The sequence below is a fragment of the Natrarchaeobius versutus genome, assembly GCF_041205745.1.
GTDB lineage: Archaea > Halobacteriota > Halobacteria > Halobacteriales > Natrialbaceae > Natrarchaeobius > Natrarchaeobius versutus.
In genome coordinates, this window is the sequence record NZ_JBGFCC010000006.1 from 134836 (window position 1) to 156144 (window position 21309).

Genomic DNA, 21309 nt, shown 5'->3' on the forward strand with positions numbered 1-21309 from the left:
GCTGTCGTCCGCTACTCCTCGTCCCGTTCTCTGAGTTCCTCGCTGGCCTCGCGAACCTCGCGCATCACGCTCGAGATGCGCTCTTCGGCCTCGAGTTCCTCGTCGACGGAGAGGTCGACGCCCTCAACCTCTAAGAGGAATTTGGCGACCTCGGTCGACTCGTACATCACGTCGTCGAGTTCCTCGGCGGTGAAGAAATCACACATCGCGCCGTAGAGAAACGTTGCGCCCGATTTTCTGACCTTCTCCTCGAAGGAGGATCGTGCCTGGTTGACCGCCTGTGGCGTGTAGGTGTCGGTCATGAACGGCACGAGTTCGGGCAGGTTCTCGCCGATCTTGGTCATCTCGACGCCGGTCTCCGTTCGGAAGTCCGCACAGAGGCGGGCGATCGCCCACTCGCGGGCGGTGACGTACGTCCGATCGCGCAGGAACTCGTTGACCCGATCGTACTGGGCGCCGTCCATCTTCGTGAACCGAGCGTACTTCTGGACGTCTTCGGGAACGTCCGACTCCTCGGGTTCGGGATCCGGAACGCCGGGCATCGGTCCGCCGTCCTCCGGGTCGGTGTCGGAATCCGTGGTGTCGCCAGCGCTTTCGGCCTCGGTATCCACGGCGCCGTCAGTGTTGTCGGCCTCGATATCCGTGGTGTCGTCAGTGCTGTCGGGTTCGGTATCGTCGCTGGATTCGTCGGACCTCGAGGCCACGCCGGTCGACGCCCGGTCGGCGTTCGCTCGCTCGCTCTCGACGGGCCCACTTGCTCCCTCGTCGTCGCCTTCCTTCCCGGTCGACGCTCGACGCTCCTCGCCGTCTGCACTCGAGTCGGACGGCGATGGTCGTTCCGACTCCGGTGTGTCGGGTCCGTGGCTCATGGAGGTCTATTCCGAGACGTGTGGGATAAGGATTGTTCTCGGCCTCGTCCGTGGTCTCCGGACCGGGCACGGTGTTCAACTGTAAACTGGACTCGAGTTTCGTGAGGTTCTCCCGGATTTAAGTCCGTGAGCGGTGTTCGCTAGGTCATGTCACAGAATCCGGTCGTGGTCGAGGCGGTACGGACGCCACAAGGAAAAGAGGACGGCGCGTTCGCGGACGTGAGGAGCGAGGATCTCTCGGTGCCGTTGATCGACGAGATTCTCGCCGAGACCGGCCTCACTGGCGAGGAGATCGACGATCTGCTGTGGGGCTGTGCACAGCAACGCGGCGAGCAGGGGAACAACGTCGCCCGGGTCATCGCGTTGCTCTCCGAACTCGGCGAGGGCGTCCCCGCGACGACGATCAACCGCTGGTGTGCGTCCTCGATGCAGGCGCTAATATCGGCATCGGACGCGATCGCGGCGGGTAACCGTGACGCCGTCATCGCGGGCGGCGTCGAGAACATGAGCCGCGTTCCGATGGGCGAGAACACGCACAACGTCCATCCACGGATGGCCGACCTCTACAACATCGGCGAACTTCAGATGGGCATGACCGCGGAGACGGTCTCCGAACGGTACGACGTCAGTCGCGAGACTCAAGACGAGTACGCCGCACAGAGCCAACAGCGTGCGGTCGAGGCGACCGAGGACGGACGGCTCGCAGACGAGATCGTCCCGATCGAAACGGAAGACGGCACCGTCTCGGAAGACGAAGGTCTTCGCCCCGGCACGACCGCCGAGAAACTCGCCGAACTGCCGACCGTCTTCAAATCCGACGGCACCGTCACCCCCGGAAACGCCTCACAGATCTCCGACGGCGCGGCCGCGTTGCTCGTCACGAGCGAGGCCTTCGCCGAGGAACACGACCTCGAGATCCTCGCCGAGGTCGGCGCGAACAACGTCGCCGGCGTCGATCCGACCGTGATGGGAATCGGTCCCGTTCCCGCAACGAGGGGCTTGCTCGAGCGAACCGGTCACGATATCGACGACTACGATCTCGTCGAACTCAACGAGGCCTTCGCCAGCCAGGCGGTCTACTCGCGGGACGAACTCGGCATCGATCCCGACATTTTCAACGTCAACGGCGGCGCGATCGCGATCGGCCACCCGCTTGGCGCCTCCGGCGCGCGTCTGCCGGTGACGTTGATCCACGAACTCCGGCGGCGAGGCGGCGGTCGCGGCCTCGCGACGCTCTGTGTCGGCTTCGGGCAGGGGGCCGCGATCGAACTCGAGGTCGACTGATCGAACCGACGGCCGACTCGGAACGTGATCGGGCCGTCGGTGAGGCCGACAGCCGGACGGCGAGAGAAGGCGGAACAGTGTTTACACAATCCTGACACCTGCTTTAGCTGAAAGTAGGCGCTAAGCCCCCTTCCTCAGCGAACGCCGACCGAACGGGAGGCGCGAGCAGGGAGGGGATTCAGCGTCCCCAGAAATCGATCAATAATGGCGATAGTGGTGTCGTCGCGCTCGTCGTCGCCTTTCTGGCGATCATCACGCTCGTCGTCGGGGCTGGTGATCCTCATTTCGATGGCGTTCGAACTGGTCGGCGTGTTCGCACTCGTTGCACTCGTCTACGTGTGGTACGTCGCCCTGAACAGCGACGTCAGCGAGTTCCCCAATGTCCGTCCTGTGGCGCCTCACTCGACGCCGAGAAGGAAACCTGCAAGTACTGCGAAGGGTCGTTGTGATTGGGTCTCGAACGAGCTTGCCTTGCATCGGTCTCGAGAGCCCCATGCCGAGAGTGGGATCTCGAGTAACCCTCTGCTTCGGGGCTACTCGAGGATCGAGGACGCGTCGAAGAGCGGTTCGTCGAAGAGCGGTTCGTCGAAGAGCGATTCGCCGAGAACGTCGTCGGCGACGGTTTCGTCACTCTCCTCGAGTTCGGATTCGGTGCTTACCGAGACCTCTTCGGTGGTCTCCTCGGTGTTCGTTTCGGCCGAATCCTCGTAGATGGTTTCCTCGGTCGTCGTTTCCTCAGTGACGTCGGCTGTCGTTTCATCGGTCTCTATCACTGCCGCTCCAGTGGCGGCAGTGAGTGCGATAAACAGCGTAGCGATCACGGCGGTTACGACGATGCGACGGCCGAAACCATCGATATTCGTACCTATCATGGATGATTTGCCCAGCAGGGCATTGACGCCTCGATCGATTCGTGAATAAACGGTTGGTGCCGTTTCCCCGTCGAATGCGTAATTTCCTGATACAACTGGGCGACGGCCGGTGGGCGGACCCGCATCGTCTCGAGCCGCGTAAGAGGTCGTTGTCTCGGTAGGTTCGGGGTACTCCCCTGGAGAGTTGGAGATCGTCGTTTCCGACAGGACGGCAATCCGTCGAACCAGACGGGGACGGCAACTCGGCGAGCAAGCCGTGAATTTAGTACGCTCGAGCCGTAGGTCCGATATGGACGCGATCTTGCTCGCGGTGATCGTGGGTATTCCGCTCGCGTGGCACCTCGGCCTGACGGCGGTTACCTACTACGACGCCGGCCGCGTCGGGCTCGAGCCGCCGCGCAAGTGGGCGGCGATCACCTTCTGCATCCCGCTTTTCGGGTTCTTCATCTACCTCTTCGAGCGCAGCGAACTGTCCTACGATCCGGAAACCGACCCCTACAGGGAACACAACTTCAACATTCACCCATCCCGTGCGGACGACGCGCCGCTTCGATCGCGCGGGGACGGGCGCGACCCGTCTGCGGAGGGTTCAGACGAGGAGAGGCGTGAGGACGCGGACGGGTGAGATGGATCGCCGGATCCGCTCTTTCACATCCGGAGGGCGTAGACGATGACGAGTAAGCCGATCACCTGACTGAGCTCGGAGGCCGCGACGACCCCCTGTTCTACGACCGGCGACGGGCCGATCGCCGCAACGAGCGAGATCGCGACGGCGAAGAAGACGAACGGAACGGCGAGGAGGAGGATAAATCCCGTCGAGATGTATAGCATGGGCCGACTCTCGTTTCGCCGGTAGCCCCGGTAGGCGATGTAGGCGATCCCGAACCCGAGGATCCCCTTCAGGAAGTTAATCCCGAGCATCGCCAGTTCGAACTGATCGGCGCGAAACACCTCGTGTACTTGCAGTGGTACCTCGAGCATCTCACATCCCCTCGATCAGCCGCGTGAACCGATCGGCCATGTTCTCCTGTCGATCGATCCGGAACTCGATGCCGTCGTCGTCGATTTCGACGACGATCCGCGCTAAGTTCGTCGCGTACACCGTGTGGTGGTGTCCCCCCTCGGGATCCGGACGCGTCCGTTCTTCGAGGAGATCACACCGGCGCAGATCCTCGAGCCGGCGGTACACGGTCGGTTTCGACGCGCCACACCGTTCGCTCAACGTGTTCGCTGACATGGGTTCTCGGTACGTTTCGGTAAGGATGCGCCGTGCCGTCTCGTCTTTCAGCAGGGCGGCGACTTCCTCGAGACGCTCCTCACTCACGATGGGTACGTGCAGGGCGAGTGGATATATAGGCGTGACGACGACTTCACCCCCTGAAGTCGTGCTCGAGGCGCTTTGACGGTTCCGTGCGAGGTGACGAACGAGATGAGACGCTTACCCACAGACCGATCCGACCGGATTCGAGCTGTCGGTCGGTCGGCGCTTTCGGCCGTTCTGCTGGTTTCAGTCGTGGTCTCGCTTCTGGTTGCAGGCGTTTCGGGCCCGGTGCTGGCTTCCGGCCCGGCGTCGGCCGCGAATGCGCCGACCGGAGTGCAGGAAACGGACACTCCGTCCGACGAGGCGGTGTTCGACGACCCCGAGGAACTCGAGGCGCTGGTCGATGACCTGATCGGCGAGGAGATGGCCAAACACGATGTTCCCGGCGCGACCGTCGCCGTCGTCGAGGGCGACGAAACGGTCCTCGTGAAGGGCTACGGCGAGGCCGACATCGAGACGGGGGAGCCGGTCCGCGCGAACGAGACGGCGTTCATGATCGGTTCCGTCGGCAAGCTCGTGACCTGGACCGCCGTGATGCAGGGTGTCGAGGACGGGACACTCGACCTCGACGAGGACGTCAACACCTACCTCGAGGACTCCGAGGTCGAGATATCCGACACGTACGACGAGCCCGTGACGCTCCGTCACCTCGGCACGCACACTGCCGGGTTCGACACGAGGCTCAATCCGGGCATGGTTGAGAATCCGGACGAGGTGACCAGCCTCGAGACGGCGCTGGTCGAAACTCAACCCGATCGGGTCTCCCCGCCCGGCGAGGAGCCGCGGTACTCGAACTGGGGGACGATGCTCGCCGGCCACGTCGTCGCCGAAGCCCACGACACCACCTTCGAGCAGTACGTCCATTCGGAGATCTTCGAGCCCCTCGAGATGGATCATAGCACCTTCGCCCAGCCCGTTCCCGACGATCAGCCGGGCGAACTCGCGGCGCCGCATATGCCGACCGCCGACGGCGTCGAGCGCGACGATCGGGTCTACATCAACTGGCGGCCCGCCGGCTCGATGAGCGCGACGGCAACCGATATGGCGACGTTTATGAGCGCCCACCTCGGCGACGGTGCCGCGGGCGACGCCCGAATCCTCGAGCCGGAGACGGCCGAGACGATGCACGACGTCCACCACGAGCGCCATCCCGCGCTCACCGATTGGCGGTACGGCTTCTACGAGTACGGCCCGCCCGAGGACGACCTGATCGCCCACTCGGGCGGCACGGTCCACGAGACCACCAAGCTCGTCCTCGCGCCGGAGGAGGACGTCGGCGTCTTCGTGTCGTACAACGTCCGGAACGAGGAGGCGCTACCCGAGGACGCCGTTGGTGACGTACTGGCGGCGTACGACCTCACGTCTGAACCGACGGCCTCCGAGGACTCGACCGAGAGCACTGACGGGGACGAACGCGCGCTCGAGCGCGCGGAGACGGTCGACGGCGAGTACGAACTCTCGATGGTGCCGGACGACGGGCCCGAGCAGGCACTCGGCGTCGTCACCCGGCTATCGATCGACGCGACCGACGACGGCCGCCTCGAGAGCCACACGCTCGGGTTCGACGAGCAAGAGTGGGTCGAAACCGAGCCGTACGTCTATCAGGAGGTCGACGGCGACGACGTGCTCGTCGCCGAGGTCGACGGCGGGACGGTCGAGGCAGTCCACCTGAACAGCGCGCCGATGGCGACGTTCGACCCGGTCGCGACCCACGAGCGGACGGCCGTCGTCGGTGCGACCGTCGGCGCCGCACTCGCCGGCTTCGCCCTGTCGATCCTGGGCTGGATCGGTCTCGCCGCATGGCGCGGTTGGCGCCGGTATCGAACGCAAGCGAGCGGCGACGTGAACGGGAGCCCAGGCGGCGAGGCGGACGCCACCACTACGAGTGCGATCCGCGGGCGACTCGAGTCGCGGTTCCGCAGTCGATCGTGGCTCGCTCGAGCCGCGGGCGTCGCGCTGTGTGTCGTCTCGCTCGCGTTCGTCGGACTGTTCTTGGCGGCGTTCGGGACTGCGGGCGAACTCGCGTTCGTCACGATGCCGCTCGCGCTACGCGTCGCACTCGCGCTCCCCCCGTTCGTCGCGGCGCTCGCAGTTGCGACCGCGGTCGGAACCGCCCTCGCGTGGTACGACGGCTACTGGAGCAGGCGGGGGCGCATCCACCAGACGGCGCTCGCCGTCCTCGGAGTCGCGTTCACGTGGCAGCTGTTCCAGCTCGGCCTTCTGGGCCTGTGAACTCGACAGCGACCGGACACGCAACGAACCGAATTGACGGCCGAAAAACGAGTCGACCGACGATCAGTCGTCGGCCGGAACGCCGCTTTCGTCGACCGCTCCGTCGGGAACCGTCCCGTCGTCGTTCCAGTCGCGTTCATCGTAGTACTCGGAGAGTCCCTCCTCGAAGCCGGGGATCTGATCGTCGTAGGGGAGCGCGTCGTCGTTCCGGTCGAAGCCGCGCTGGTTGTTGAAGTGACGTTCGAGGGCGACGATCTCGCTTCCGATCTCGAGTAGTTCGTCGTAGTCGGCGTCGAGCAGGCTCGCGAGTCGCTCCTCGTCGACGAAGCTCCGCGAGAACTTACAGAGGACGGCGCTGTCCTTGATCACGTTGACGTTCTCGAGTTCGATGATCTTCGGTGGCTTGCCCTCGAGTCCCTCCTTTTCGAACGCCTTCTCGGCGTCGACCAGCGGGTACTCGTATGGGTAGAACTCGGCGTACATGTGGTCGGCGCCGCGATTCGAGGTGGCGAAGGCGAGCCCCTGGCCGTTCAGGGTGCGCCCGTCGTGGGCCGAAAACTCCATTCCCTTTACCGTCCAGTTCTCGACGCCGAGTTCGTCGTGAATCCGGTCGACTCCCTCCGCGAGCGTGTCGCCGATCCCCTCGCGGTAGGCGATCTTCTCGACGGTTTCGTGAATCAGGTCGGCGTTGCCGAACTCGTCTTCGCTCGCGAGGTAGGCCGCGACGACGTCGCCCGCGGAGATGGTATCGAGCCCGAGTTCGTCACAGAGCTTGTTCGATTTCATCACGTCGACGATGTCGTCGACGCCGGAGTTCGACCCGAAGGCCATCAGCGTCTCGTACTCCGGCCCCTCGGTCTCGAGGCCGGTTTCTTCGTCTTTCGTCGGAAGTTTGCAGGCGAACGCACAGGCCGAACAGGTTCCTTTCTTGTACTTTTTTTCCTCGATGCGGTCGCCGTCGATGTCGTCGATGTGCTCGAAGGAGAGTTCCGAGAAGTACCGCGTCGGCAGGGCCTCGACGCTGTCGGCGTAGGCCGCGACTGACGAGGTTCCCTGGCGTTTCATGATGTGATCCGACTGGGCGGCCTCGCCGTGGATCTCCATCTGGATCGGCGGAATCTCGACTTCGTTCGTCGAGTCGCCGTCGAACGTGATCGCCTTGATCCCCTTCGACCCCAGGACGGCACCCAGGCCGCCGCGACCGAACGCCCGCTCTTTCGACGTCATGATCGAGGCAAAGCGCACTTCGTTCTCGCCGGCGGGACCGACGACGACGGTGTGATCGGCACCGAGATCGTGTTCGTCCTCGACGTACTCACAGGTCTCGAAGACCGTCGCCTCCGCCAGTTCGGGCACGGGTTCGAACTCGACGCCCTCGTCGGTGACGTGGACGATCACGAGTTCGTCGCTCTCGCCGGTGACCTCGAGGGCGCTGTAGCCCGTGCCGGTGAAGTTTCGCGAAAGGAAGCCGCCGGCGTTCGAGGAGAGCAAGCCGTCGGTCAACGGCGACAGCGCGGTCGCCGACATCCGCCCGGTAAAGCTCATCGTCGAGTGCTGGAGCGGTCCCGTCGCGAGGTACAGCCGATTCTCCGGCCCCAGCGGATCGGCGTCGAACGGGATTCGATCGTGGGCGAGTCTGGTCGAGAGCCCCCGACCGCCGATCGAGCGCTCGAGAACGTCGTCGATCGATTCGGTCTCGACCGAACGCTCGCCGACGTTTACCGTACACAGCGGTCCCTGGACGTGTTTCATATGCGCACGAGTGACACCCGTAGACGCAAAACGATGTCGGTTCCGGATGTTCGATCATGTTAGTTTTAGTGACCGACGGCGCGGTCGTGCTCACGACCCGACGGCAGGCCGGACCCGAGTCCAACAGTATATAGTTCGCGAGTGAGAGCGACTTCGCATGCTCGAGGCAGACGACGGGCCGGGGGATGCGACGATGACCGACCTCTACGATCAACTCGAGACGCTCGAGGAGACGGTCGACGACCCAGCCGAACGGACGGAGGTCCGCCGGACGATGAAGGTGGTCGATCGGCTCTCCCACAACGGAACCGTCAGCAGGGTCATCACCGAGTTCTCCAGCAGGGACAAGGCGGAGGCGTTCGTCGGGAGCGTCGTTATCGGAATGCCCCTGCTGGTCGAGGACGGCGTTATCGAAATCGGCGAGTTCCTCGCGGAAACGCCCACGTTCTTCGCCGTGAACGTCGGACTCGCCGTCGCGATGGTCGTCGGAATCCTCTACGTCGCGGACTTTCGCGACGTCCGCATCACGGATCCGTACCTTGGCGTGATTCCGCGACGTCCGGTGTGGGTCCTCGCCATCGCGTTCGCGACTGCCGCGGCGATGATGACGCTGTGGGGACGGGTCGACTGGGCCGATCCCTGGGTGAGCCTCTGTCAGGTGTCGGTGATCTTCACCGCGATGGCGATCGGTGGCTCGCTCGGCGACATCCTCCCCGGCGAGCACTGAGACGGATTGCTGTCCCGAGTTGCCGGACGAACGACTGCGACCAGCTACGAAATCGCCTCCGACCGGTTCAGCGTCATTGATCGGAACTCGGATTTCTATTTCGGACTCTCGAGGGCGGAGGCTCGGGGAACTCGCACTCGTAATCCTCTGGTGAGCCGAGTATACCGCACTTTGCACTCCGGAAAGCGGAATCCAGGGTCCGACGTGGACTACAGCGACCACCTCGTTTCGGCTACAGAATTCGCCCAACAGCGTCGTTTCAACTGCTGGATAGTGCGATTCGTTCGCTTCGTGTAGTGAGTAACTACATAATTATTAAGCGTTCACCACGTGTCATGTGATAGGTGAACCCAATGTCCAAAGACATCCTACTCATCACCGGGGACTTCGGCGAGGACTACGACGTCATGGTACCGTACCAGGGCCTGGAGATGGTCGGCCACAACGTCGACGTGGTCTGTCCAGACAAGGAAGCGGGCGATCGGATCAAGACCTCGATCCACGACTTCCGTGGCGATCAGACGTACATAGAGGAACGAGGACACGATTTCGAGTTGAACGCGACGCTCGCCGATGTCGACCCCGTCGAGTACGACGCGTTATACTTACCGGGTGGGCGCGCACCCGAGTACCTCCGAACGTACGACGAGGTCCTAGAGACCGTCCAGCACTTCTTCGACGCGAACAAGCCGGTTGGGGCGCTGTGTCACGGCCAGCACATTCTCAGCGCTGCCGACGTCGTCGACGGATACGAGATGACGTCGTATCCTGCACTGCGCTCCGAGTGTGAGGCCGCAGGGTGTGGCGCCTGGGTGGACGAGGTCACCCGCGACGGCAACCTCGTGACGGCCCAGGGGTGGGACGACCATCCGGAGATCCTGTCGATCTTCCTCGAGATGCTCGGGACCGAGATCCGACACGAGGAGGTCGCGCCGGCAGACGACTGATCGCGTCGACGCTTCACTGGAACATTGCCACGACGCGACCCCGAACGTTGTCACGACGCGACCCGGTAGCGTCGTTCCACTACGAGGGCGGATCGGCAAACGCCGAGCGGAGGCGGTCACCGATCTCGTCCAGTGCCTCGAAGCTACGGGACAGGCCGGCACCGTAGGCTTCCCCGGTGAAACCGTGAATCATGTCCGGATAGTTGTGTAGGCGGACCCCCACGCCCTCGTCCGCGAGCCGGTTCGCATAGGCGATTCCCTCGTCGCGCAAGGGATCGAATCCTGCCGTAATGACCGTCGCAGAGGGGAGTCCATCGAGTGACTCCGCTCGAAGCGGTGCAGCGTATGGATTCGTGTCGTGTATGTCTGTCTGGAGGTACCACCGCCAGAACCAGCCCATCTTCTCGCGCGTGAGCAGATAGCCAGTCGCGTTCTCGGAATAGGAGTCGGTGTCGAACGAGCGGTCGGTGATGGGCACGTCGAGGACCTGGTGGACCAACGCGGGGCCCCCTCGCTCGCGTGCCAGCAACGCGACCGCCGTAGCGAGATTTCCGCCCGCAGATCGCCCGCCAACGGCGATCCGGTCCGGATCCACGCCGAACATCTCAGGATTGGACGCGACGTATTTGGTCGCCGCGTAGCAATCTTCCACTCCGGCGGGAAAGGGGTGTTCGGGCGCGAGGCGGTACCCGACGGAGACGACGACGCAGGGGACGTGGTTGGCAAGGTGTCGGAGCGTGCCTTCCGGGGAATCGAGGCCGCCGAGCACCCAGCCGCCACCGTGGAAGTACACCAGACACGGTGGCGTCTCCCCCACGCCGTCCGGGACGTACACGCGAACCGGGACGTCTCGTCCCGGTCCAGCCACGGCGAACTCATCGACGTAGTCCACCGTGGGCAAATTCGCCGGCTCGTCGGACAGCACCGACCGCAACGCTCGCACCGCTTTGATCCGCGACCTGGAACGAAGCATCCGATCGTCGTCGACTGCGGTCACGTTCCACACCAGTCGCTCGAGTGGAGTGGGGTTCAATGCCGGGACCAGCTCGGGGTTCGGATCCTCTGTGCGCAGGTCTGCCATGGGTGAATTGTCGTTCGACAATACAGTCGGTCCTGAGGGGGTTGTAGCTTACCCTCGCCGCGACCTGTCCTCTACGTCACGTCCACTTGTCGCGAGTGGAATCTTGTGCTGGCTGGGAATCGAACCCGGGTCGTGACCACAGCAAGGTCACGGAGATGCGTGGGGAACTCCCACGATCGAAATCGTGGGAAGAGTCCGACCATTGGATCTGAACCATCCAGAAATCGGATGGGCCCTGACGGATTCGAACCATCGACCACTCGGTATCCCACACAACCGCACTGGCGTGCGACCGCGATATGAGCCGAGCGCTCTAACCAGACTGAGCTAAGGGCCCTCGTCTGGAGAAAACCGTGGGCCGAAGTTAACCCTTACTCTCTGTCTCGAGTCCCCAAACGGGGACGACGTGGTACCGATCCGCCGCCCTCGAGATGCGTCAAACAGTATATGGGGCAGGCGACCGAATCGGGTGGTAATGGCGGATCGTCGTCGACTCGAGCGGTTCCTGCGGTCGAAGCTCCAGGAGGCGGGCGAGGGGTACGGAAAGCTACGCGGGTCGACTGACGATCAGCTCGAGGAGGCTCGGGAGGCCTACCGTGTGGCGAAACACGCCCGAAGCCTTCCCTCCGACGAGGAGGGGCGAGCGAAGATCGTCTGTCGACGCTACGCCGAGCGTCGTGCGGCGAAACTCGACGAGCAGTACCGACCCGCCTGTTACGAGGAGGGGCATCCGGACTGCGAGGGCTGTGTAGAAGACGTTCGGTCGGGGCGGATCGAGACCTGGTAGCCGTTACCCGATACCTGAGGGGCCGGAATCGCCGTTTTCGGGCCACAGCGCCCAGGCGAGGATCGCGAGGATCATCGCGACGCCGAGTATCACCGACTCCAGGACGGTAAGTTCGACGTTGATCCAGGCGAGTACCGTCCGGAGTTCGACGAGGATCGGGACGGTGAAGGCGATGACGACGAGTAACGCCGCCTTCGAGATACGCACTATCGGATCACCCCCACGAGCGTCGACGTCGCGCCGTCGAGCGAACCGCTCGTGACCGTCTCGAGGGCGTCGTTGGCGGCGGTCTCGAGGGCGAACCCGAGCGTCGTCGCCGACTCGAGGGTGAGCGGGAACGGGATGACCTCGGGGCCGAAGAGGCCGCCGCGTTCGATGATACTCAGTAGCGGGAAGGTGTACGCGAAGATCACGAGGACGACGGCGATGGCCGTCCAGAGTTTCAGGTTATCGAGGACGAGGGGGGCGTCCTCGGGTCCGGAGAGTGTCTCGGCGTAGCCGTTGGCGGGGAGGGTGTCGCTTTTGCCGTTGAGAGCCGTTCCGATCACGTTCGCGAAGAACAACACGAGCGAGAGGGTCAACAACACGCCGCCGAGGGCGATCTGGGCGTCGAGTTCGGCGACGCTTCCGACGGCGGCTTCGAACTCGAAGCCCTCGTACTGGGGTTCGGCGGTTCGACGCGGGACGCCGAGCAAGCCGGCGCGGTGCATCGCGTTGGACATGAACGTCATGCCGACGAACCAGATGACCACCTGGCCGAGCGCGACCGATCGGCTCCACAGGGCCTTGCCGGTCACCTGCGGGAGGAACCAGTAGGTGACGGCCATGAACGTCAGCGCGACGGCGGTGCCGACGGTGAGGTGGAAGTGGCCGACGACCCAGAAGGTGTTGTGGACGAGGTAGTTGATGTTCATGCCGGCGTTGACCATCCCCGAGAAGCCGGCGGCGGCGAACATGAGTCCGGCGAGCGCCATCCCGGTGAAGACGGGATCGCGCCACGGAAGGGCTTTGAGCCAGCCGAAGTAGCCCTCGCCGCCGCGTTGGCGGGCGCCGTGTTCCATGCTGGCGACGACGGTAAACGCCGTCAGTAAACTCGGCAACAGTAAGAACATCGTGTTCGTCATCGCGATGAATTTGAAGCCCTCGGCGATCCCCGGATCCAGATACTGGTGGTGGATGCCGGTCGGCACCGAGAGGACGAGAAACAGCACGAAGACGACGCGAGCCAGCGGGTCGCTGAACAGCTTTCCACCCGAGACCTTGGGGAGCATTACGTACCACATCATGTACGCCGGCATCAGCCAGAAGTAGACGACCGGGTGGCCGAAGAACCAGAACAGGGTTCTGGTCAGCAATGGATTGACGCTGTCGATCAACCCGAGCGACCAGGGCAACAGGAACGCGAGGATGGCGACGGCGACGCCGAGCGTCGCGATGTACCACATGAGCACCGTCGTCAACACCATAAACGTCGGCAGTGGGATCCGCTCGTCGGGGTTCTCGGCCTTCCAGGCCCACCACGAACGGAACCAGTCGGCGCCGGCCAGCCAGGTGCCGACGACGAAGAGGACGAGTCCGAGGTAGAACAGCGGATGCGCTTGTAGCGGGGCGTAAAACGTGAACAGAACCGACGCGCTCATGTCGATCGCGTCGCTGAACCCAGCCAGGATCGCGACGCCGGTCATCGTTATGCCGACCGCCATCAGCGAGTACCAGCCCCAGCTAAACCGGACATCTTCGAGGCCGCGATCGAGGCTGGTCGTTATCGCCCAGGTGAAGATTCCGACGAGGAAGAAGATCGTAAACGAGATCACGAGGAAGACGCCGTGGGCGGTGAGGACGGTGTAGTAGTCTACCGAGTCCATAAATCGGAGGAAGTCGGTCCGATGAAGCGTCTGGATGATCCCGAACACTCCTCCCAGTGCCAGCGCGAGGAACGAACTGTAAAACGCTGCCCGGATGAGCTTCGCTTCCGCGGGGAAGTCGTCGATGTACGCATTACTCATCGTCGTCACCCCCATCACTGTTTTCGGCGTCCGGGTCGATCACGCTCAGGGTTCCAGTCTCCTCGTAATCGTCGACGGTGACCGTCCAGTCGTGGTCGCCCTCGCCGAGGTCCGCAGCGTCGACGACGATCGTCGTCTCCGTCGTTTCACCGCCGGGGACGACGATCTCCTCCTCGAGCGTCTCGTCGCCGACCTCGAGGACGACCGTCGTCTCGAGGTCCTCGAGCTGTCGGTTCTCGATTTCGACAGTGAACTCGGCGTCGCCATCGGGGTCGACCTCGTCGGGTGCGTCGACCGAGAGGTCGGTGAGGTCGAACTCCTCTGTGGGAACGACGTGGAGCTCACCCTCCATGTTGTGGTGGTCTGGGCCACAGTACTCGTTGCAGACGATGCCGTACTCGCCGGCTTCGTCGAACTCGACGGTCATCTCGGCGACCTCGCCGGGGATAGCCATCGTGTTGACGTTGGTGCCGACGATGCTGAAGCTGTGGATGACGTCGCGGGCGGTGACGTAGAACGTTACCCGGCTATTCTCGGGGACTTCGATCGGGTCGGGCTGGTAGGAGAACGTCTGGGCGACGACGTAGGCTTCGTACTCGTTCTCACCGACCTGTTCGACCCGGGGATCGCCGAAGCGTTCGTCGTCGCCGAGCTCGGTCGGTTCGACCGTCGGCTCCTGGTCGCCGACCATCGCGATGCCGAGACCGACCGACCCGTAGGTGATCGTCGCGATGAACGTCACGATCAAGAGCATGGCCGCGACGAGCCACACTTTCTCGTAGGTGTGGATGTTCATGCCACCGTCACCACGGCCGCGCCGACGACCGTCGGATCGTTTCCGAGGAACTCGACAAAGTACACGAAAAACCAGAGCGCGATCAGTACGAGGAAGTAGAGCGTGATCAACGCGAGCGTTCCGACTGGATCGTACTCGTCGTGTCCGATTTCGCGGATTCCCTCCGCCTGCGGTTCGGATACCGGTTCTTCGGTCGATTGACTCATACCCTGGAGTTTGCAGGACCGGCGCTTAACCGCTAAATCAATTCCCACCCCGTAGGAACGGGGGGTATTATTAACACGGGTCAGCGGCTATCCACGTGTATGGTACTCGAGGATGCGTCTCCGCGTGTAGCGCTCCCGGTCGGGTTGCTCGCGCTTCTTCCGGTTGCGTGGTACGGGCTCGGCAGTTCGCTGGCTGCGGCGGCCGTCTCGACGATCAACGTCGTGCTCATCCTCGCCTGTCTGTACGTCGCGTTCGGCCCCGTCGACGGCCACCACGAGTCGGAGTCGAAACCGGCGGGAACGTCGTAGCGTCGATGACCGAACACGGTCGACAGCGGGGCGGACGTGTGTCGGGGACCGAGCGTGGGTCGTTCTGGAGACGGCCGACGGAAGACCGCCACCGGCCGAGATCCTCTCGAGTGTATCCGTTCGACCGATGACCCCCTCCAGGGACGGATCGAGCGACGGGTCGGCGTCTCTCGAGCACGGGGCGACCGATCCGGACGACGTCGACACGACCACCGGAGACGATCATCACGCGACTGACGAGGGTGACGTCGACGAGAGCGATCCTGACGACGAGTGCACGCTGTGTTCGCTCCCGACGGATCCGACCCCCGTCGTCGAATCCGGCATCGACGGGACGTTCTGCTGTCGCGGCTGTCTCGAGGTCCACCGGGCGCTCGAGAGCGAGGAGAGCGACCGCGTCGAGAGCAACGTTCGCCGTCGGCTCACAGAGTCGTCCGAGCGCGACGGCGACTCCCGGGAGTCGGATGACGACCAGTTCGACGGCGAGGAGGCGTTTCTCGCCGTCGAGGGGATGCACTGTTCGACCTGCGAGGCGTTTCTCGAGGCGACGGCGTCGTCCGCCGAGGGCGTGCTGGCCGTCGAAGCCAGCTACGCGACGGAAACCGTACGAGTCGCCTACGACCCCGACCGACTCGAGACCGACGACCTTCCGGAGCTCGTCTCGGGGTACGGCTACACGGCTCGCGAACGCGGGACTGAGGCGGACGACTCGAGCCCCGATCAGGCGCTCGTGAAGTTTCTGATCGGGGGCGGGCTGTTCGGGATGATGGTGATGGTGTGGTACGCGGTCTTTCTGTACCCGACCTACTTCGGCTACGACCCCGTCGTCGACTTCGGCGGCTACGACGGCTACTACCTCGCGGTGAACATCTGGCTGATGACGTCGTTCGTCCTCTTTTACACCGGCTATCCGATCCTCAGGGGTGCGTTCGTCAGCCTCCGGGCCGGGATGCCGAACATGGATCTGCTCGTCGCCACCGCGGCGCTCGGGGCCTACGCCTACAGCACGCTCGCGATGGCACTCGGGCGGACGGACCTCTACTTCGACGTCAGCGTCGCGGTCGTCCTCGTCGTCACCGCCGGCACCTACTACGAGGAGCGAATCAAGCGGAGCGCGGCGGGATTGCTCTCCGAACTCACCGAACAGCGCGTCGACGAGGCACGGCGGGTCGACGGCGAGACGGTTCCGATCGAGGCGGTCGAAGCCGGCGACCGACTGCTCGTCCGACCGGGAGAGCGGATCCCACTGGACGGCGAACTCGTCGACGGGAACGCCGCGGTCGACGAGTCGCTCGTGACCGGCGAGTCGCTGCCCGCCCAGAAGGGGCCCGGGGACCTCGTTCGCGGTGGCACGGTCGTCACCGACGCGCCCGTCGTCCTCGAGGTCGGTCCGGACGCCGAGAGCACGCTCGATCGGCTCGTCTCGATCATGTGGTCGATCCAGAGTTCGCGCCCAGGCGTCCAGCGTCTGGCCGACAAACTCGCGACGATCTTCGTCCCGCTCGTGCTCGCGCTGGCGACGCTCGCGACCGTCGCGTTGCTCGCGACCGGCTCGAGCGTCTCGAGTGCCCTCCTGGTCGGGCTGACCGTCGTCATCGTCTCCTGTCCCTGCGCACTGGGGCTCGCGACGCCGCTGTCGATCGCCGCCGGCGTGCAGGCGGCCGCGAAGCGGGGAATCGTCGTCGTCGCGGAGACGCTCTTCGAGGACGCCCCCGACGTCGACGTCGTCGTCCTCGACAAGACCGGAACGCTGACGACGGGAGCGATGAGCGTCGAGGAGGTCGCCGCCGAGGCGTCGAACGCCGACGGAGCGACCGTCGACGACCCGGCCGAGGCGGTACTCGCTCGAGCGGGCGCGGTCGAGACGTTCTCCGAGCACCCGATCGGGCGCGCGATCGCGACCGAAGCGGCGGAGTCAGTCGGTCAAGCGGACGGAGCCGACCCCGCCGCCGAGGGGGACGACCGTCTCGAGGAACTCGAGGCCGACGCCGAGGGATTCGAACGCGAGCGCCGTGGCGTCAGCGGCGTCGTCGACGGCGAGCGCGTCGCCGTCGGTCATCCTGACTGGTGTCGTGAACGCGGACTGTCGATCCCTGACGAACTCGAATCACCGATCGCCGACGCGGGAAACCGGGGAGACGTTCCGGTCGCCGTCGGCTGGGATGGTCGGGTCAGGGGCGTGATCGTCGTCGGAGACTCTCCGCGGGAGCGCTGGCTCGAGGCGGTCGAGGCGCTCGCCGACGGACGCGAGGTCGTCGTTCTCACCGGCGACGAGGGCGCGTCGGCCGATCGATATCGTGCGGTCGAGGGAATCGAGGAGGTCTTCGCGGGCGTTCCACCCGAAGCCAAGGCCGAGACGGTCAGACGGCTCCAGGCTCGCGGAACGGTGGCGATGGTCGGCGACGGGAGCAACGACGCGCCGGCGCTGGCCGCCGCGGACGTCGGTATCGCGATGGGGAGCGCGACGACGCTCGCGACGGATGCGGCCGACGCCGTAGTCCTCGGCGACGACCTGACGGCGGTCGCCGAGACGTTCGACGTCGCGGCCGGCACGAACCGCCGGATCCGCCAGAACCTCGGCTGGGCGTTCGTCTACAACGCGGTCGCGATCCCGCTCGCGATCACCGGCCTGTTGAACCCGTTGTTCGCCGCCGTCGCGATGGCCGCCAGTAGCGCGTTAGTCGTCGCCAACTCGGCCCGATCGATCTGACCGACTCCGTCTCGAGTGGGGGAGGCTCCGTACCCGGTCGAACTCGAGATCGGCACTCGAGGCGGACGACCGACGGTCTTCCGTCAGCGCCGATCAGTCGTCCCGATCGGGGTCGTCTGTTCTACCGTTCTCTTCCCCGGTCGTGACGACCCGTTCGACGACGTCCCGTCCGTCGTCGTCGTAGACGTACGTCTCGTCGTCCGCTTCGTCGCGCGTTCGCCGATGGCTGCCGTCACAGAACGGAAACGACTCTGAGAGCCCACACTGACAGACCGCAACGTCGCCCTTTTCGTCGTCGATATCCTCCGGCTCGAGTGTTCGCGGACCGGTCGCCTCGAGTTCGACGAGTCTCGTCATAGGGAGTGGGTCGGTCCCGGCGAACGGAAACGTTTCGGTCACGACGCGACGGCGAGCACGACGATCGGGCGGGAGATCGAGTGCGGCGACGAGACGAACGGAAACTACTTGTCCGTCGTCACTAATTTCGAATCAGTTACAGGATGAGTCCGGACGCCATCGGGACGTCGACGGCGATCGCGCTGGCGGTGGTCAAAACGCTCGTACTGGTCGTCGGCAGCGTCATCACCTTCTTCGCGTACAGGGCCTACAAGCGGACCCGACAGCCGGCGCTCGGCTACCTCGCGACCGGATTCGGACTCGTCACACTCGGCCTCGTGCTGGCCGGCATGCTCTATGAGATACTCAACGTACCGCTCCGACTGGGGCTGTTGCTCGAGAGCCTGCTGATGCTCGCCGGCTTTCTCGTGATCGCGTACTCCCTGTACGCACCCTGATGCCGTCTCCCGGAAACCGTTCCCCGTCGGACCGCGAACGACCTTCGGTTGTACCGTGGTATCGTTCCATCCGAGATCTGGGCGAACCGATCACTCCCCACTCATCTCCTCCGACGGCACCTCGATCGTCTCGGCGTCCGCCCGTGGCACCTCGAGGACGACGACGGTGCCTCGCGGATCGTTCTCCTCGAACCGAAGTCGGCCGCCGGACTGGGAGACCGCCCAGTCGACCAGCCAGAGGCCGAGTCCGCTCGCGTGTCTGAGCTGTGTGATCTCGCGATCCTCCTCGAGGAGTTCCCGTTCCTCGTCGGGAATGCCGGGCCCGTTGTCGGCGATCGACAGCCGAACGAGATCGTCCGCCGGTCGATCACGGAGCGAGACGTCGATCGTCGGCGTCGCGCGGTCGCTGTGTTCGATCGCGTTTTCGAGGACCTGATAGATTGCCGCCTCGAAGGCGGCGTCGGCGCGAGCGAAACATCGGTTGGCTATCGATCGGTCGACGCCCACGTCGGGGAACTCCCGCTCGATCCGGGCGATCGACTCTCCGACGGCCGCCGAAACGTCGGTCGGTTCGGCCGTCGACTCTCCGCGTTCCAGGGTGTGTTCGGCCGCACGAGTCTTCTCGGCCAGTTCGACGAGTTCGTCGGCCCGATCCTGGATCGTCTCGGCGTAGTGGACGGTCTCGTCGGAGGCGGTCTCGGCGAGCATCTCGGCGCAGCCGCCGACGATGTTCATCCCGTTGCGCAGGTCGTGGCGCAACACGCGATTGAGGATCTCGACGCGTTTTCGCCGCCGCTTGCGTTCGGTAACGTCGGTGTAGAGCCCGAACACCGTCTCGGACGTCCCGTCGGTCTCCATCGGAACGAGGCGCATCATGAAATCGCGCAACCCGTCGACGGATCGCCGTTTGACCTCGTCTTCGACCACCTCGCCTCGAGCGCTGAGTCGGTTGAACGTTCGAGCTTCGTCGGCCCCGTCCGGTGGGACGATAACCTCATCGAGCGGTTCACCGACGAGCTCCGACTCCTCGTAGCCGAAGATTCGTTCGAACGCCGGGTTGACTGCCTGGATCGTGGGGTCGTCATCGGCGTCGTCGTGACGGCCGACGACGACGGCATCCGGCACGTTCTCGAACAGCGCGGCGAAGCGGTCCCGCTCGGTCCGGAGTCGCTGTTCGAAGTCGATTCGATCGAGCGCGTTACTGACGTGAGAGAGCAACAGTTCGGCGAGTTCCTGATCCTCCTCGTCGAACGCCCCACGGCGACTCGAGACGGTCTGGAACACGCCGCGGTCTCCGATCGGGACGCTCAGCACCGAGCGAAACGTCGCGTCGAGCGGTTGTGCGTCGTCGTCGGTCCGGAGGTCGTCGACGCGATACGTGCGGCCGTGGCGATACGTTCTGCCGGCGATCCCCTCGTCGATCGACATCTCCTCGAGCGAGTCGCCGTCGAACTTCGACGACATTGCCTTCTTTACGAGCACCCTATCCTGGACGACGTCGACGACGCAGACGTCGAAGTTCAGGACGTCCTCGGCCGCTTCGACCGTCAGATCGTACACGTCCTGATGGGTGTGACAGTCGTCGAGATCCGAGGCGACGGCGTGGAGGGTTTCGATCTTCGCCTTCCGGTCGACGAGTTCGCGTTCGCGATCGGTTCGGTCGAGTGCCGCTTCGGCCGTCGCGGCGAGGACGTGAACGAGGTGGATCGCCGAGACGTCGAGTTCGTCGGCGGTCGCGACGCCGAGCGTTCCGTGCTCCCCGAGCGGGTGAAACACCGCACCCTCGACCGACCGTTCGACGTGGTAGGGAAACTCGACGCTCGAGACGTCCTCGACGACCGCGGGCTCGCCGTCCGCGAAGACGTTCCAGATGACGTGGTCTCCACGATCGACGCTCGGGACTTCCGTCGCTCGCACCTCGAGTTCCGTACTCGTCGCCGCCACCTCGAGTGTCTCTGTGTCCGCATCGTAGTATCGAACACCGGCGAGAGGGCGATCGAGTACGTGTTCGGTCGTCTCGACGACGATCGTCGCGATCTCCTCGGTCGATTCGGCACGGAGGAGTCCTCGAGTCGTCTCCTGGAGGACCTCGAGTGCGTCCGCACGCGTCGGGCCGTCGAGGGAGTCCGACGTCGATCCGGTCGTCGTGAGAACGTCGGAAACTCGCGTTTCGAGGACCGCACGTCCCTGTTCTCGTGGGACGTATCCGTCGATTCCGAGTCCCACGAGTTCTCCCGCAAGCGCCTCGGATCCGTCGGTCGGGCAGACGACGATCGAAACGTCCGGATCGTGTGCCCGCACTCGCTGACAGAACTCGACGCAATCGGTGTCGCGGAGGTCGTCGGTCGTCACGATGCAGTGGACGGGGGCACTCGCCAGCCGGGATAGACATCGCTCGGCCGTTTCGACGATCTCGACCGTCGCATCGAGACGAGTCAGTGCCTGACGTGTCGTCGCTTCCGGATCGGGATCGACACAGACGACACGGATTTCGGGATCGTTCACGTGAGAGTCACTCAGTCCTACTCGTCGCGACGAACTCCAGTGACATTACTGTTAGAGTTAACTCACCGATCGAGGGGCCAACAGCAGTGAGACGGATTCGGGGTGAAAACC

At 64.4% G+C, this 21309-nt stretch carries 22 protein-coding genes and 1 tRNA gene; 9 read left to right on the top strand and 14 right to left on the bottom strand.

From position 1 onward, the window contains the following. Positions 1 to 11 precede the first annotated feature (11 nt). A complete protein-coding gene (locus AB7C87_RS14565) occupies positions 12 to 869 on the bottom strand; it encodes a DUF5806 family protein (RefSeq protein ID WP_369730210.1) in 858 nt (285 codons plus the stop codon). Positions 870 to 1016: 147 nt separating this feature from the next. On the opposite strand from AB7C87_RS14565, the gene AB7C87_RS14570 reads away from it, so the two are divergent. Further along, complete coding sequence (locus AB7C87_RS14570) at positions 1017 to 2153, top strand: thiolase family protein (RefSeq protein ID WP_369730211.1); 1137 nt, start codon at positions 1017 to 1019, stop codon at positions 2151 to 2153. A 134-nt stretch (positions 2154 to 2287) separates the two neighbouring features. Here AB7C87_RS14570 and AB7C87_RS14575 read toward each other — a convergent pair whose 3' ends face one another. Further along, positions 2288 to 2437: a hypothetical protein gene (locus AB7C87_RS14575; RefSeq protein WP_369730212.1), complete on the bottom strand. Its 150-nt coding sequence runs from the start codon at positions 2435 to 2437 to the stop codon at positions 2288 to 2290. Positions 2438 to 2686: 249 nt separating this feature from the next. Then, positions 2687 to 2926: a hypothetical protein gene (locus AB7C87_RS14580; RefSeq protein ID WP_369730213.1), complete on the bottom strand. Its 240-nt coding sequence runs from the start codon at positions 2924 to 2926 to the stop codon at positions 2687 to 2689. 388 nt (positions 2927 to 3314) lie between these two features. Between AB7C87_RS14580 and AB7C87_RS14585 the strand changes: the two genes are divergently transcribed. After that, positions 3315 to 3650 (top strand): hypothetical protein, encoded by a 336-nt coding sequence (locus tag AB7C87_RS14585; protein ID WP_369730214.1) that lies wholly within the window; start codon positions 3315 to 3317, stop codon positions 3648 to 3650. A gap of 23 nt (positions 3651 to 3673) precedes the next feature. Here AB7C87_RS14585 and AB7C87_RS14590 read toward each other — a convergent pair whose 3' ends face one another. Both AB7C87_RS14590 and AB7C87_RS14595 read right to left on the bottom strand, forming a co-directional pair. Continuing rightward, positions 3674 to 4006, bottom strand: a complete 333-nt coding sequence (locus AB7C87_RS14590) for a DUF7521 family protein (protein ID WP_369730215.1) — start codon at positions 4004 to 4006, stop codon at positions 3674 to 3676. Position 4007: 1 nt separating this feature from the next. Beyond that, complete coding sequence (locus tag AB7C87_RS14595) at positions 4008 to 4349, bottom strand: helix-turn-helix domain-containing protein (protein WP_369730216.1); 342 nt, start codon at positions 4347 to 4349, stop codon at positions 4008 to 4010. 105 nt (positions 4350 to 4454) lie between these two features. Between AB7C87_RS14595 and AB7C87_RS14600 the strand changes: the two genes are divergently transcribed. Beyond that, positions 4455 to 6578 carry a serine hydrolase domain-containing protein gene (locus AB7C87_RS14600; RefSeq protein ID WP_369730217.1) on the top strand — a complete coding sequence of 708 codons (2124 nt, stop codon included), beginning with the start codon at positions 4455 to 4457 and terminating at the stop codon, positions 6576 to 6578. A 63-nt stretch (positions 6579 to 6641) separates the two neighbouring features. Here AB7C87_RS14600 and AB7C87_RS14605 read toward each other — a convergent pair whose 3' ends face one another. Next, positions 6642 to 8330: an aldehyde ferredoxin oxidoreductase family protein gene (locus AB7C87_RS14605; protein WP_369730218.1), complete on the bottom strand. Its 1689-nt coding sequence runs from the start codon at positions 8328 to 8330 to the stop codon at positions 6642 to 6644. A 157-nt stretch (positions 8331 to 8487) separates the two neighbouring features. Between AB7C87_RS14605 and AB7C87_RS14610 the strand changes: the two genes are divergently transcribed. Beyond that, complete coding sequence (locus tag AB7C87_RS14610; RefSeq protein ID WP_369730219.1) at positions 8488 to 9057, top strand: DUF2391 domain-containing protein; 570 nt, start codon at positions 8488 to 8490, stop codon at positions 9055 to 9057. Between the two features lie 353 nt (positions 9058 to 9410). Next, positions 9411 to 10004, top strand: a complete 594-nt coding sequence (locus AB7C87_RS14615) for a DJ-1/PfpI family protein (RefSeq protein WP_369730220.1) — start codon at positions 9411 to 9413, stop codon at positions 10002 to 10004. 79 nt (positions 10005 to 10083) lie between these two features. Here the strand turns inward: AB7C87_RS14615 and lipP1 are convergent, their stop codons facing one another. Continuing rightward, positions 10084 to 11085 carry a LipP1 family hormone-sensitive lipase gene (lipP1, locus tag AB7C87_RS14620; RefSeq protein ID WP_369730221.1) on the bottom strand — a complete coding sequence of 334 codons (1002 nt, stop codon included), beginning with the start codon at positions 11083 to 11085 and terminating at the stop codon, positions 10084 to 10086. Positions 11086 to 11314: 229 nt separating this feature from the next. Next, positions 11315 to 11422 (bottom strand) — tRNA-Ile (locus AB7C87_RS14625). A 138-nt stretch (positions 11423 to 11560) separates the two neighbouring features. Between AB7C87_RS14625 and AB7C87_RS14630 the strand changes: the two genes are divergently transcribed. Continuing rightward, on the top strand, positions 11561 to 11872 hold the full coding sequence (locus AB7C87_RS14630; RefSeq protein ID WP_369730222.1) for a DUF7091 family protein: 312 nt from the start codon (positions 11561 to 11563) through the stop codon (positions 11870 to 11872). Between the two features lie 3 nt (positions 11873 to 11875). On the opposite strand, the gene AB7C87_RS14635 is transcribed toward AB7C87_RS14630, so the two are convergent. Genes AB7C87_RS14635 through AB7C87_RS14650 form a run of 4 tightly spaced genes read right to left on the bottom strand, consistent with a single transcriptional unit; the run spans position 11876 to position 14880 of the window. Beyond that, complete coding sequence (locus tag AB7C87_RS14635; protein ID WP_369730223.1) at positions 11876 to 12079, bottom strand: CbaC protein; 204 nt, start codon at positions 12077 to 12079, stop codon at positions 11876 to 11878. Beyond that, positions 12079 to 13878 (bottom strand): b(o/a)3-type cytochrome-c oxidase subunit 1, encoded by a 1800-nt coding sequence (locus AB7C87_RS14640; protein ID WP_369730224.1) that lies wholly within the window; start codon positions 13876 to 13878, stop codon positions 12079 to 12081. The genes AB7C87_RS14635 and AB7C87_RS14640 overlap by 1 nt, the downstream gene beginning before the upstream one ends. Further along, positions 13871 to 14674, bottom strand: coding sequence for a cytochrome c oxidase subunit II (locus tag AB7C87_RS14645; RefSeq protein WP_369730225.1), 804 nt, complete (start codon positions 14672 to 14674; stop codon positions 13871 to 13873). The genes AB7C87_RS14640 and AB7C87_RS14645 overlap by 8 nt, the downstream gene beginning before the upstream one ends. After that, positions 14671 to 14880 (bottom strand): hypothetical protein, encoded by a 210-nt coding sequence (locus tag AB7C87_RS14650; RefSeq protein WP_369730226.1) that lies wholly within the window; start codon positions 14878 to 14880, stop codon positions 14671 to 14673. The genes AB7C87_RS14645 and AB7C87_RS14650 overlap by 4 nt, the downstream gene beginning before the upstream one ends. 99 nt (positions 14881 to 14979) lie before the next feature. Here AB7C87_RS14650 and AB7C87_RS14655 point away from each other — a divergent pair, with 99 nt between their 5' ends. Together AB7C87_RS14655 and AB7C87_RS14660 are read left to right on the top strand one after the other, a co-directional pair. Continuing rightward, complete coding sequence (locus tag AB7C87_RS14655; RefSeq protein WP_369730227.1) at positions 14980 to 15189, top strand: DUF8131 family protein; 210 nt, start codon at positions 14980 to 14982, stop codon at positions 15187 to 15189. A gap of 127 nt (positions 15190 to 15316) precedes the next feature. Next, the gene (locus AB7C87_RS14660; protein ID WP_369730228.1) at positions 15317 to 17899 is read left to right on the top strand and encodes a heavy metal translocating P-type ATPase; all 2583 of its coding nucleotides are present in this window, start codon (positions 15317 to 15319) and stop codon (positions 17897 to 17899) included. A 93-nt stretch (positions 17900 to 17992) separates the two neighbouring features. Here the strand turns inward: AB7C87_RS14660 and AB7C87_RS14665 are convergent, their stop codons facing one another. Then, a complete protein-coding gene (locus AB7C87_RS14665; RefSeq protein ID WP_369730229.1) occupies positions 17993 to 18256 on the bottom strand; it encodes a CDGSH iron-sulfur domain-containing protein in 264 nt (87 codons plus the stop codon). A 143-nt stretch (positions 18257 to 18399) separates the two neighbouring features. Here AB7C87_RS14665 and AB7C87_RS14670 point away from each other — a divergent pair, with 143 nt between their 5' ends. Continuing rightward, positions 18400 to 18693 (top strand): DUF7521 family protein, encoded by a 294-nt coding sequence (locus AB7C87_RS14670; RefSeq protein ID WP_369730230.1) that lies wholly within the window; start codon positions 18400 to 18402, stop codon positions 18691 to 18693. A 90-nt stretch (positions 18694 to 18783) separates the two neighbouring features. Here AB7C87_RS14670 and AB7C87_RS14675 read toward each other — a convergent pair whose 3' ends face one another. Next, positions 18784 to 21198: a GAF domain-containing protein gene (locus AB7C87_RS14675; protein WP_369730231.1), complete on the bottom strand. Its 2415-nt coding sequence runs from the start codon at positions 21196 to 21198 to the stop codon at positions 18784 to 18786. Positions 21199 to 21309 lie beyond the last annotated feature (111 nt).